At 64.2% G+C, this 12414-nt stretch carries 11 protein-coding genes; 2 read left to right on the top strand and 9 right to left on the bottom strand.

Annotated features, from left to right (window positions below; all coding sequences use genetic code 11):
• Positions 1-11 precede the first annotated feature (11 nt).
• The 8 genes from EKM57_RS18125 to EKM57_RS18090 form a co-directional block, all read right to left on the bottom strand.
• Complete coding sequence (locus EKM57_RS18125) at positions 12-1259, bottom strand: sarcosine oxidase subunit beta family protein (RefSeq protein ID WP_129794021.1); 1248 nt, start codon at positions 1257-1259, stop codon at positions 12-14.
• 99 nt (positions 1260-1358) lie between these two features.
• Positions 1359-2717: an L-serine ammonia-lyase gene (locus EKM57_RS18120; RefSeq protein WP_129793942.1), complete on the bottom strand. Its 1359-nt coding sequence runs from the start codon at positions 2715-2717 to the stop codon at positions 1359-1361.
• Between the two features lie 3 nt (positions 2718-2720).
• Complete coding sequence (locus EKM57_RS18115; protein WP_256386915.1) at positions 2721-3197, bottom strand: sarcosine oxidase subunit gamma; 477 nt, start codon at positions 3195-3197, stop codon at positions 2721-2723.
• Positions 3198-3246: 49 nt separating this feature from the next.
• Entirely contained in the window at positions 3247-6228 is a 2982-nt protein-coding gene (locus EKM57_RS18110; RefSeq protein WP_129793940.1) for a sarcosine oxidase subunit alpha family protein, read from the bottom strand.
• Complete coding sequence (locus tag EKM57_RS18105) at positions 6225-6509, bottom strand: sarcosine oxidase subunit delta (RefSeq protein ID WP_129793939.1); 285 nt, start codon at positions 6507-6509, stop codon at positions 6225-6227. Before EKM57_RS18105 ends, EKM57_RS18110 begins: the two co-directional genes overlap by 4 nt.
• Positions 6510-6524: 15 nt before the next feature.
• A complete protein-coding gene (locus EKM57_RS18100) occupies positions 6525-7778 on the bottom strand; it encodes a sarcosine oxidase subunit beta family protein (protein WP_129793938.1) in 1254 nt (417 codons plus the stop codon).
• A 9-nt stretch (positions 7779-7787) separates the two neighbouring features.
• Positions 7788-9092: a serine hydroxymethyltransferase gene (gene glyA / locus EKM57_RS18095; protein WP_129793937.1), complete on the bottom strand. Its 1305-nt coding sequence runs from the start codon at positions 9090-9092 to the stop codon at positions 7788-7790.
• Between the two features lie 120 nt (positions 9093-9212).
• Positions 9213-10202 (bottom strand): GlxA family transcriptional regulator, encoded by a 990-nt coding sequence (locus EKM57_RS18090; protein ID WP_129793936.1) that lies wholly within the window; start codon positions 10200-10202, stop codon positions 9213-9215.
• 34 nt (positions 10203-10236) lie between these two features.
• Between EKM57_RS18090 and EKM57_RS18085 the strand changes: the two genes are divergently transcribed.
• Positions 10237-10743: a prolyl-tRNA synthetase associated domain-containing protein gene (locus EKM57_RS18085; RefSeq protein ID WP_243451129.1), complete on the top strand. Its 507-nt coding sequence runs from the start codon at positions 10237-10239 to the stop codon at positions 10741-10743.
• A gap of 42 nt (positions 10744-10785) precedes the next feature.
• Here EKM57_RS18085 and EKM57_RS18080 read toward each other — a convergent pair whose 3' ends face one another.
• Positions 10786-11316 (bottom strand): Lrp/AsnC family transcriptional regulator, encoded by a 531-nt coding sequence (locus EKM57_RS18080; RefSeq protein WP_129793935.1) that lies wholly within the window; start codon positions 11314-11316, stop codon positions 10786-10788.
• Between the two features lie 56 nt (positions 11317-11372).
• On the opposite strand from EKM57_RS18080, the gene EKM57_RS18075 reads away from it, so the two are divergent.
• A complete protein-coding gene (locus tag EKM57_RS18075; protein WP_129793934.1) occupies positions 11373-12404 on the top strand; it encodes a Glu/Leu/Phe/Val dehydrogenase dimerization domain-containing protein in 1032 nt (343 codons plus the stop codon).
• Positions 12405-12414: the final 10 nt, after the last annotated feature.

The following is a 12414-nucleotide window of genomic DNA, read 5'->3' as shown; positions in this document are numbered from 1 at the left end:
CGTGAAGATCCTTAGTGAGCGATGCCGGAGGCCGAAGCTTCGTCGATCAGGGCACCGGTCTCGAAGCGCTCGATGCCGAATGCACGCGCGAGCGGATGCGATTCCCCGGTCGCCATAAGATGCGCGAGACACCAGCCGCCGGCCGGGACTGCTTTGAACCCGCCAGTCCCCCAACCGCAGTTGATGAAGAGCCCGTCGACGGCGGTGGGGCCGAGGATCGGGGTCGAGTCATGGACAACATCGACGATCCCCGCCCATTGGCGAAGAAAGCGAAGGCGCGAGAATCGAGGGAAGAGCTCCACCACGCCGGCGGCGGCGCGCTCCATCCAAGGAAGGCTGCCGCGTTGCGCATAGGAGAGGTAGAGATCGAGGCCAGCGCCGATCACCAACTCGCCCTTGTCCGACTGGCTGAGATACGTGCCCGTGGCGGGCGATAGGATCACGGTGTCGAGGCACGGCTTGACCGGCTCGGACACGAAGGCCTGCAATGCGTAGGAGCTGACGGGCAGCCGCAAACCGGCCTTCGCCGCAATGACCGAACTGTGCCCGGCCACGGCCATACCCACGCGATCCGAGCGCATCGCGCCTAGGCTGGTCTCGACGCCCCGCACACGTCCGCCCTCGATGATGAAGTCGAGCACCTCGCAATTCTGGATGATATCGACCCCGAGTGCCGAGGCGGCGCGCGCATATCCCCACGCCACCGCGTCGTGGCGCGCGGTCCCGCCCCGCGGCTGATTGATACCGCCTAGAATCGGAAAGCGTGGATCCGGATTGAGACCCGGTATGCGCGCCCGGACACTCGGCTCGTCGTGGAATTCCGCATCGATTCCGTTGAGCAGCATCGCGTTCGCAGACCGGCGCGCCATCTCGAGGCCGTGACGATCGTGCGCGAGCGTCCACATGCCGCGCTGCGAGAACATGATGTTGTAGTTGAGTTCCTTGCTCAGACCTTCGTAAAGCTTGACTGAGAAATCGTAGAACGCCGCCGATGCGGGGAAGAAATAGTTTGAGCGGATTACCGTGGTGTTGCGGCCGGTATTACCGCCGCCGATCCATCCCCGCTCGACGAGCGCGACGTTCGTGAGCCCGTGGTTCTTCGCCAGATAATATGCGGTCGCCAGGCCATGCCCCCCGCCGCCGATGACGATGGCATCGTATCGTGCCTTCGCCTGCGGGTTCCGCCAGGCCGGTTCCCAGCCGCGCTGGCCGTTCACGCCTTCCCGCAACAGCGATAATGCTGAATAGCGCCTGGTCACGGCCGTCTCCCTTTGCGCATTTAATACACATCTGCATATTAGCCGCAAGAGTGGTATGACGATGCTCGATCTGTCAGTGCAGCCCCGCCGCCACAGGCGTCAGCATTCGGGGAAGTTGACGGCCAGTCCTCCGAGGGAGGTTTCCTTGTACTTGGCATGCATGTCGCGGCCGGTGCGCATCATCGTGTCGATGACCTGATCGAGCGAGACGATGTGCGTTCCATCCCCGCGCAGGGCAAGCGACGCCGCGTTGATCGCTTTGATGGCACCGAACGCGTTCCGCTCGATACAGGGCACCTGAACGAGGCCTGCGATCGGGTCGCAGGTCATGCCGAGATGGTGCTCCATGGCGATCTCGGCGGCATTCTCGATCTGGAGGTTGGTGGCGCCCATCGCTGCCGCGAGACCGGCGGCAGCCATCGAGCTGGCTGTGCCGACCTCGCCCTGGCAACCAACCTCCGCGCCGGAAATGGAGGCGTTGAGCTTCGTCACCATACCGATGGCGCCGGCGGTCAGCAGCAGATCGCGCATGCCTGCGCGGTTAGCGTCCGGCCAGAAATCCCGATAGTAGCGCAGAACCGCGGGCACGACGCCGGCCGCCCCGTTGGTCGGCGCGGTGACGACCCTGCCGCCGGCTGCATTCTCTTCGTTCACGGCGATCGCGAACAGGCTCACATGATCCATGATCGCATGCGGAGCCTGCCGGTTTCGGAATCGGTCGGCATCGAGCTTCTGCCGGATGCCCTTGGCACGGCGTTGTACGTTGAGACGTCCCGGCAGCACGCCCTCCGCCTGCATGCCGCGATCGACGCAGTCCATCATCACGTCGATGACGCGATCGAGATACTCCCGCAGCTCCGCAGCCGATGTGCTGGCGCGCTCATTGGCGCTGACGATCTCCGCGATACTGAGCCCGTTGCGCTCGCAAAGCGCCAGCAGTTCCGAACTCGTCGCAAAGGGGAAGGGAATATGTTCCGCATCCTCCGATCCCGAAGCGCCGACGAGGTGCTCCGGGGCAACGAAGCCCCCTCCTATCGAGCACCACCGCTCGGCCAGAACTTCGGCGCCGACGTCGCTCAACGCCGCGAAGCGGAGCGTGTTGGGATGCACTGGTGTGCGGCCCTCGCGGTCGAATATGATGTCGGTGGCGGGATCGAACGAGATTTCACGACCGGCTATGCGCAGCCGCTGCGTCTTTCGCGCCTGATCGAAGATCCCGTCGATCAGTCCGGGCTCTATGGCATTGGGCAGGAAACCGGCGAGGCCGAGAACGACTGCCTTGTCCGTTGCGTGACCGGCCCCTGTCCAGGCCAGCGAGCCCAGCAGGTCGCAGCGCACGCGCGCGAATGTCCGGCCGTCGAGTGCTTTCGCGAACTCGGCGGCGGCCTTCATTGGACCGACCGTATGGGAGGATGACGGCCCGATCCCGATCCGAAAAATGTCCCGAACGCCGATCATTTCCTATCGTTCGCTTTCCGCCTCGCGCAGCAGCGCCTCGACATATCGGGCGAAAGAACGCCAGACCTCGAGATGAAAGTTTGCTGCCCCCGTGCGCCAGAGCACAATCTCGGCCTTTGCGAACATGGTGCGGGTGCACATGCCCACCGGAAAGGCCGCGATGGAATGGTCGAGCGCGCAGCCCGTAGCGAGGATATCCTCTGCCCTGGGGCCGTGGACGGATAGTGCCACCTGGCGATGGCTAACGTCCACCAGCGAGCAGAGCGCGCCATCGAGCCGAGCCGAGAGTTCCGATACCCAGCTATCCGCCGGGGTGGCGTTCAATATCAGCCACTCGTCCGGCCCCAGCCAGAGCGCACTCAACCCGCTGTCCTGCACCGAGCGGCAGGCTGCGCGTGGTAGAGCTATATCGATTCTATTGGAGACGAGATCGATATCGCTCGCGCGGCACCGGATTATAGCGCGAGAGACGGGACCCACGGGCGTGATCGCCGGGCTACCGTCGTCCAGCGGCGAAGTGACATCGGGGTCAAACATTGATGCGCTTCCCCTCCGGATCGAAAAAAACCGGTGCAACGACTCCCACGGGAATGCTCCCCCCCGGCATCGAGACGTGGAGTATCTGTCCAATCCGGGCGCGGCCACCGCGCACCAGCGCAAGCGCAATCGACTTCTTGAGGACCGAACTGTGATAGGACGACGTAACATGGCCTATCGAGGTGCCTGGCGCGGACGGGCTCACGATCTGCGCGCCTTCCTCTAATGCAATCTGCGGATTCCGCGTCAGGAGACCGACAAGCTGCTTGCGGTTCGACGCCGCAAGGGCCGGGCGTGCCAGGGAGCGCTTGCCCACGAAATCCGGCTTCGCCTTACCGATCGCCCAGGCGAGGCCCACATCGTCGGGCGTGACCGTGCCGTCCGTCTCCTGGCCAACGATGATGAAGCCCTTCTCCGCGCGCAACACGTGCATCGTTTCCGTGCCGTATGGCACCATGTCGTAGAGCTTGCCGCGTTCCCAGATGGCCTGCCACACCATGGCGCCATAGCCGCTCGGGACATTGACTTCGAAACCGAGCTCGCCGGTGAAGCTGACCCGCATCAGGCGCATCGGCACGCCGCACATCTGCGCGTCGGCGATGCTCATGTGAGGAAAGGCCTCGGCCGATACATCCAGCCCCTCGATTAAGGGCGATAGGACTTCGCGGGCGTTGGGCCCCTGCACCGCAATCACGCTCCACTGCTCCGTCGTGGAAGTAAGCCAGACCCTGAGATCAGGCCATTCCGTCTGGAGATAGTCTTCCATCATGTTGAGGACGCGCGCGGCGCCGCCGGTCGTGGTGGTGACGTGAAAGCGATCGGGCGCGAGCCGGCCGACTACGCCATCGTCGAGGATGAAACCATCCTCGCGGAGGAGCACGCCATACCGGCACTTGCCGACGCCCAGCTTCGTCCACGCATTGACGTAGAAGCGGTTCAGGAACTCGGCCGCGTCAGGGCCGACCACCTCGATCTTGCCGAGCGTCGAGGCGTCGAAGATACCAACGCTTTTCCGCACCTGGAGGCATTCGCGGGCGACGGCGGCATGCATGTCCTCCCCGGGACGCGGGAAATAATGCGCGCGCTTCCAGTTGCGGACATTCTCGAACACCGCGCCTTGCTCGATCGCCCAGTCATTGAACGCGGTCACCCGCGCGGGATCAAACAGGTCGCCGCGGGCGCGGCCTGCTAGGCTGCCGAAGGTGATCGGCGTGTATGGTGCCCGAAAGGTGGTGAGGCCGATCTCCGGGATCGTGCGACCCGTAGCTTCGGAGACGATGCCGAGGGCGTTGATGTTGGAAAGCTTGCCCTGATCCGTCGCCATGCCGGTGGTGGTGTAGCGCTTCACATGCTCGATGGAGATGAACCCCTCCCGCGCCGCCAGCAGGATGTCGTTGGCGGTGACATCGTTCTGCCAGTCGACGAAAGCCTTGTCCTTTGCTCCTTTCGACGATGATGTCGCTCCGATATGGCCGCCCTCGCCGATCGGGTGGCTCACAGTGACGGCAGGACCATGGACCTCCACCCCAGTCGCAAAGCCCGCCGACCGAGCGGCCGCCCTTCCCGCCTCCATGCCGTCCGCAAGCGCCTCCTCAAGCGCGAAGCGCCCGCGGCAGGCGCCGGCCGAGCGCTCGGCTTCCGCCGATTGGCCAGGGAGGTAGGCCTGGAGCTCCGGATCCCATGCAAGCTTGCCACGCGACTGCGAGAACAGGTGCACGCTGGGGGTGAAGCCGCCCGCCATCAGCACGGTATCGCAGGCGAATGTCTCTCGCTTACTCCCGGCCGACAGCGTGATGGAAGTAACGCGCAGTTTGCCGGTCGTTCCCTCGATCGAGGCATCGGAGAGGATTCGGGTGCCGGCACAATCCGGCGGGTTGGCGACTGCGGGCCGGCTGCGGATGTCGGCGATCACCACCACCGCTATGCCGGCCGCCCTCAACTCGTGGGCGGCGCGATAGGCGCTGTCGTGAGCCGCGACGATGGCAACTCTGCGGCCCACCGAGACGCCATATTGCTGAAGGTAGGTGCGGGCTGCGTCGGCGAGCATGATGCCCGGCCTGTCATTGCCTGGGAAGACGAGCGGCCGCTCGATCGCACCCGCCGCGATGACGACCTCCTTCGCCCGTACCTGCCAGAGCCGCTCGCGCGGCCGGCCCGCCGGCATAACCGCGAGATGATCGGTAAGCCTTTCGGTCAAACCGATCCAGTTATGCGGATAATAGCCGAAGGCGATTGTGCGGGACAGGAGCGTGACGTTCGGCATGCGCGCCAAAGCTGCCAGTGACTCGTCCAACCAGACGCTCGAATCCTTGCCGGCGATCGTCACACTCGCGGCGGAGAGCAGCGATCCTCCCATGGCCGCTCGATCGTCGCACAGGATGACGCGGGCATCCGCTGTCGCCGCTTCCATTGCCGCCGTGATGCCCGCCGGACCTGCGCCGATCACCAGGACGTCGCAATGCGCGTAGCGCTGGGTATAGCTGTCGGGGTCCGGCTTGTCCGGCGCTACGCCGAGGCCGGCCGCGGCGCGGATGCGCGGCTCGTACAGCCTGTCCCACGCCTTATGCGGCCACATGAACGTCTTGTAGTAGAAGCCGGCGGGAATGAATCGGCTCAGCAGCCTGTCATTGACCGCCATTCGATCGTTCTCGAGGCTCGGGTGCCGGTTCTGGCTTACGGCGTCCAAACCGTCATAGAGTTCGACCTGCGTCGCGAGCAGGTTCGGCGTATAGCGGGCATCGTCGCGTCGGACGCCGACCAGCGCGTTCGGCTCGTCGGCACCGATACCCATGATCCCGCGCGGCCGATGATATTTGAACGAGCGCCCGACGAGATGCACGCCGTTGGCCAGAAGCGCGGATGCGAGCGTGTCGCCCTGCAGGCCCGAATAGGACTTGCCGTCGAAGGTGAAACGCAGCGGGCGCGAGCGGTCGATCAGCCCGCCGCTTCCCGTTCGGAAGAGTGTAGTGGTCACGTGCTGGGCACCTCGGGGGCGGGCTCGCCCATCTTGTAGGTGGCGAGGAAGTGATCGGTTCGGGTGTCGCGAACCGCGTTGAAGAAGCGAGCGCAGCCATGGATGTGCCGCCACCGCTCGCTGTGCCATCCCTTGGGATTGGCGCGCAGGTTCAGATAGACGTTCCAGTCCTCATCGTTCTGATCAGACGGCTGCAAAGGCCGCGCGATATGCGCCTGGCCGCCATAGGCGAACTCCAGCTCCGGTCGTTCACCGCAATAAGGGCAGCGGATGATCAACATCGCCCGACTCTCTCCTCAGTGCGCTACGGCCGCCGCCGCAGCCTCGTCGATCAGATAACCGTCGCGGAACCGCTCGATCGTGAAAGGTGCGTTGATTGGATGCGGCTCGTCGCGGGCGATGGTGTGGGCGAAAAGATGCGCGGCGCCGGGCGTGGCCTTGAAGCCGCCCGTGCCCCAGCCGCAATTCACATAAAGGCCCGTCACCGGCGTCTTGGCGATGATGGGTGAGCGGTCCGGCGTCACATCGACGATTCCGCCCCAGTTGCGCAGCATTCGCATCCGGCGAAATCGCGGGAACAGCTCGCAGATCGCCTCCAGCGTATGGGTGGCGATGTGCAGGCCGCCGCGTTGGGTGTAGCTGGTATAGACGTCCGTGCCTGCGCCGATCACCAGCTCGCCCTTGTCCGACTGGCTTAGATAGGCGTGAATCGTGTTGGACATGACGACACAGGGGAAGACCGGCTTCACCGGTTCCGAAACCAGCGCCTGCAGCGGGAAGCTTTCCAGCGGAAGGCGCACATGCGCCATGTCGAGCACGACGCTGGTGTGGCCTGCCGCCGAGACGCCAACCCGCTTGGAAGCGATGAAGCCGCGGCTCGTCTCCACGCCCGCGACTGCCCCCGCCATGTCGCGCCTGATCCCGGCCACTTCGCAATTCTCGATAATGTCGACGCCCAGCGCATCGGCGGCGCGGGCATAGCCCCAGGCCACCGCATCGTGCCGCGCCGTGCCGCCACGCCGCTGGAGCGCTGCGCCCAGCACCGGGTAGCGGACGTTCGGGTCGATGTTGAGCGGCGGGCAATAGTCCTTCGCCTGCTCCGCCGTCAGCCATTCATTGTCGACGCCGTTGATCCGGTTGGCGTGGACGTGGCGCTTGAAGACCTGGATATCGTGGATGTTGTGCGCGAGCATCATCACGCCGCGCTGCGAGAACATCACATTGTAGTTGAGCTCCTGGCTGAGCCCTTCCCACAATTTGAGCGCGTGATCGTAGAGTGCCGCGCTTTCCTCGAACAGGTAGTTGGATCGGATGATCGTTGTGTTACGACCCGTATTGCCGCCGCCGATCCAGCCTTTCTCCACCACCGCGACGTTGCGGATGCCGTACACCTTGGCGAGATAGTAAGCCGCCCCCAGGCCATGACCACCACCGCCGACGATGATCGCGTCATAGCTCGGCTTGGGAGCTGCGTTACGCCATTGCGGCTTCCAGCCTTGATGTCGGCCGAGACCATGCCGAAGGAGCGCGAGGGCTGAAAAGCGTTGCATCTGGGATCGTCAGCCGCGCGTGGTTACGTAGATGGGGAAGCGCTCGCACAGCGCGGTCACGTTGCCGCGCACGTCCGCCAGCAACGCCTCCGGCACCTCGCCCGCCGCCGCTGCGTCGAGCACGCGGCCGATGAGCCGCCCGACCACGTCGAACGCGGCGGCGTCGAAGCCGCGCGTCGTCAGCGCGGCCGAGCCGAGCCGAATGCCGGACGTCACGGACGGCTTTTCGGGATCGAACGGAATGCCGTTCTTGTTGCAGGTGATCCCGGCGTCGTCGAGCAGGCGTTCCGCCCCCTTGCCGGTCAGCCCCTGGGCCCGCAGATCGACGAGAACGACATGGGTGTCGGTGCCGCCGGAAACGATCGTATAGCCCGCCCGCTCGAGCGATGCGGCAAGGACCTTGGCGTTCTCGACGACACGGCGTGCATAGCCGGCGAACGACGGCCGCAGCGCCTCGCCGAACGCGACGGCCTTGGCCGCAATGACATGCTCCAGCGGCCCGCCCTGGATGCCGGGGAAGATAGCCGAGTTGAACTTCTTGGCCAGTTCCTCGTCATTGGTAAGGATGAGGCCGCCGCGCGGCCCCCGCAGCGTCTTGTGCGTGGTCGAGGTCACGACATGGGCGTGCTCGAGGGGATTGGGATGCGCCCCGCCCGCGACGAGGCCGGCGAAATGCGCCATGTCGACCATCAGCTTGGCATCCACGGAATCGGCGATCTCTCGAAAACGCGCGAAGTCGATCTGCCGCGGATAGGCCGAGCCGCCGGCGATGATCAGCTTGGGATGATATTCGCTGGCGAGGTCCGCCACCGCTTCATAGTCGATCCGCTGGTCGGCTTCCCGAACGCCATATTGCACCGCGTGCAGCCATTTGCCGGAAAATGTCGGCGCGGCGCCATGGGTCAGATGGCCGCCATGGGCAAGGCTCATCCCCATCAACGTGTCGCCCGGCTGGAGCAAGGCATAGACCACCGCCATATCGGCCTGGGCGCCGGAATGCGGCTGGACATTGGCGAACCGCGCGCCGAACAGCCGGCAGGCACGATCGATCGCGAGCTGCTCCGTCGCATCGACATGTTCGCAACCACCATAATAGCGCTTGCCCGGATAGCCTTCCGCATATTTGTTGGTGAGGATCGAGCCCTGCGCCTGGAGCACGGCCGTGGAGACGATATTTTCCGACGCGATCAGCTCGAGCTTATCGCTCTGCCGGCCAAGCTCCGCCGTGATCGCGGCGTCCACCGCCGGGTCCGCATCCGCGAGCTGGCCGCCGAAGAAAGCTGTATCATCCCGGCTGATCGAAGCGCTGACCATCACTGCTCCTAGGACAAGGTCGTGCAGCCTCCATATGGCAGGCGATAGGGATGAGATTGAAGAAACGTGACGATCTTCAGAATGATTGCGCCAATCCATGACGCTAGATCTGGGACGTAGCTAGCCGTTCGCCGCGGCCTGCTTCCGGTGCAGTGAAGGCAGGATGCCGAAATGCGTCTTGAAGGTCCGGGAAAAATGCGCCGAATCCGAAAAGCCGCAGTCAAGCGCGATCTCCGTCATCGACCGGTCGGTATGTTCAACGAGCCACTTGGCGCGGGAGAGCTGCAGGCTGCTGCGATATCCGCGCACGCCAATACCGATGTCGCATTCGAAGCGCCGCTGCAACTGGCGGACGCTGATGCCGAGCGAGCCTGCCAGCTTCGGCAACGGAGTGCGGTGGCCGACATCCTGTTCGATATCCAGCATCGCGCGCTTGACCAGGCTGTCCTGCGCGGGGCGGGTGACCACTTCTTCCGGTTGCCATGCGCCGGTCGGCAGCGCCGCCTGCTCAATGAGGATACGAAGGCTCTTTATCGCCTGGCTACGTCCGCAATGCTTTTCAATCAGGTGGCTGGCCAAGTGAACGACGCTGGTTCCGCCGGCGCAGGTCAGCCGGTCTCGATCGATCACGAACATGCGGCTGGATTCCGCCTGGAGCGCCGGGAACTCCTCCTTGAAATCGGCGATATGGAACCAGCTGACGCAGACCTGATAGCCGCCGAGCAGGCCCGCGCGGGCAAGAATGAAGGATCCTGTGCACAAGCCCCCGAGGGAGACCTGGGCGTCCGCTGCAGCTTGCAAGAATGCGTTCACGCGCTGCGACACGCGCATCCCGCCATGCAGCAGCCCGCCGACCACGATGATATAGTCGAAGCGTCCGGGGTCATCGAGCGTGTCCCATGGCTGGACATGCAAGCCGCAGCTCGACTCGATCGTCCCGCCTGGCTCGCCGAGCACCGCCCACTGGCAGTCGATCTGCCGGCTGCGATCCCCTTCGTCCGCGGCGAGCCGCACCGCATCGACGAAGTTCGCGAAGGCGGCCAACGTGAACCGCGGCGCCAGCACGAAGCCGATCCGCAGTTTCGGCCGTTCTGCCGTGCTGTCCGCCATTGATGTCTCCGATGCTCTGTGAGGCGCGAAGGTTATGCAGCGTGTCGTATTTGTTCAAGAACTCAACTCGAAGGCGGCCAACGCTTGGAGGCATATGACGGAAGATCAAATCTATGCCGGCCTTGTCGAAGCCGGTATCGCCTTCGAAAAGCTGGAGCACATGGCTGTCTTCACTGGCGATGAGAGCGACGCGGTCCACCGTGACCTTCCGGCAGCTCACACCAAGAACCTCTTCCTGAAGGGCAAGAAGGGCAATTTCTGGCTGATCGACCTGCCGAGCGACCGACGCGCGGACTTGAAGGAGATGGCTGAGACGCTCGGCGCCGGCAAATTTTCGTTCGCCAAGCCCGCCGAGATGGAGCAGCTCCTCCGCGTGACCCCGGGATCGGTGACACCCCTTGCCGCCTGCAACGCCCCGCCGGGCACGGTCCGTGTCGTTTTCTATGCCGGTTTCAGGTCATCCGACCGCATCGCGGTCCATCCCCTACGAAACACCGCAACCATCGCCCTTGCGTTCGGCGATCTGGTCGCGTGGCTGTAGCAAAAGGGCGCGGCCCCACAGGTCATGGACCTGCCCTGACTCCTAGATCCGAGCGATCGGCAACGCACTCGTCTGCTTGACCGCGCTCATCACGACGCTGGATGTCGTCTCCCTGACACCCGGCAGCTGGGACAGAACGTCGTAATAGAAGGCTTCATAGGCCTTGATGTCCGGCGCCACGATCTTGACCAGCACGTCGCTCGTGCCGAGCAGGATGTAGCATTCCATCACCTCCGGGATATCGAGTACCTTCTCCCGAAACGAAGTGGTGGCCGCCGCGTCGTGCGTCGCCAGACGAACCGTGGCGAAGACCACGACGTTGAGCCCGACTGAGGCCGGATCGACGTGCCAGCTGCGATGCGTGAGGACGCCCTCGTCCTTCAGGCGCTTGACCCGCCGCCAGCATGGCGGTCCGCTCATGCCGAGCTGGTCCGCGAGCTCACTAATCGACAGGTCGCCGTCCCGTTGAAGGCGGGCGAGAATCTCGCGGTCAATTCTGTCCAGGGTAGTCATGCAACGCCTATAGCCCATCTTCGGTAAGAACGTCACGCGTTTCCACGCAAGAATGGGCAACGATGTAACTGATTCAACCCTCTGCTCGGGTGTAACCTTCGGAAAGGAGGAACCCCATGTACGGCGCTTACCCAGATCTTGATGACCATGTCCTGATCGTCAGCCGCGACAATCCGAGGCTTGGATTCACAGCGTTCATCGCGATCCACAACGAAGCGCGCGGGCCGGCGATGGGCGGATGCCGCATCGTCCCCTACGCCACCGTGGCCGAAGCGGTCACGGATGTGCTCCGGCTCTCCAAGGGGATGAGCTACAAGAATGCCATCGCCAATATCCCCTATGGCGGCGGCAAGGCGGTCATCATCGCGGACCCCGGACGCGCGGATAAGAAGGCTGTCCTGCACGAAATGGGCGATTTCGTGCGAAGCCTCGAAGGCCGCTACATCACCTCGTTCGACTCCGGGACGACGCTCGACGACGTCAAGACGATCGGCGAACGGACGACCTTTACCGCGGGCACGCTCGCCGAAGCGGGCAACGCGTCGCAGACGACCGCGCGCGGTGTCTATCATTGCATGCGCACGGCCGCCGAGCTGCGCTTCGGCGCAGTCGGGCTCTCGGGATTGAGGGTTGCGATCCAGGGCGTCGGCAATGTCGGCGGTCGGCTCGCGCATCTGTTGGCAGCCGATGGCGCCGACCTGATCGTGGCCGACACTGATCGGCGGATTGCGGACCAACTTGCTGAGGATCTCGGAGCGACAGTCGGAAGTGTCGATGATATCCTCGCGAGCGACGTCGACATCATCGCACCGTGCGCGCTCGGTGCCATATTGAACAATAACTCGATCCCGAACATCCGCGCCAAGGCGGTGGTCGGCGGTGCCAACAATCAGCTTGCCCATCCGGAAGACGACCTTCGCTTGAAGGAGCGCGGCATCCTCTACTGCCCGGATTACGTGGCGAATGGCGGAGGAATCATCGACCTTCATTACCAGCGGTCGGGCTGGAGCCCGGAAGCGGTCGAGCAGCACATCCTGACGCTCGCCGATACCTTTCGCGAAGTAGCAGCGCGAGCGCGCGAACAGGATCGAGGCACCGGAGCAGTTGCCGACGACATCGCCCTCGAGCGTCTCTCCCCGGCTTCCTAGGCGACACGTC

Source organism: Sphingosinicella sp. CPCC 101087 (assembly GCF_004151485.1).
In the GTDB taxonomy this organism is placed as follows: domain Bacteria; phylum Pseudomonadota; class Alphaproteobacteria; order Sphingomonadales; family Sphingomonadaceae; genus Allosphingosinicella.
This window is presented reverse-complemented; position numbering and strand designations above follow the sequence as displayed.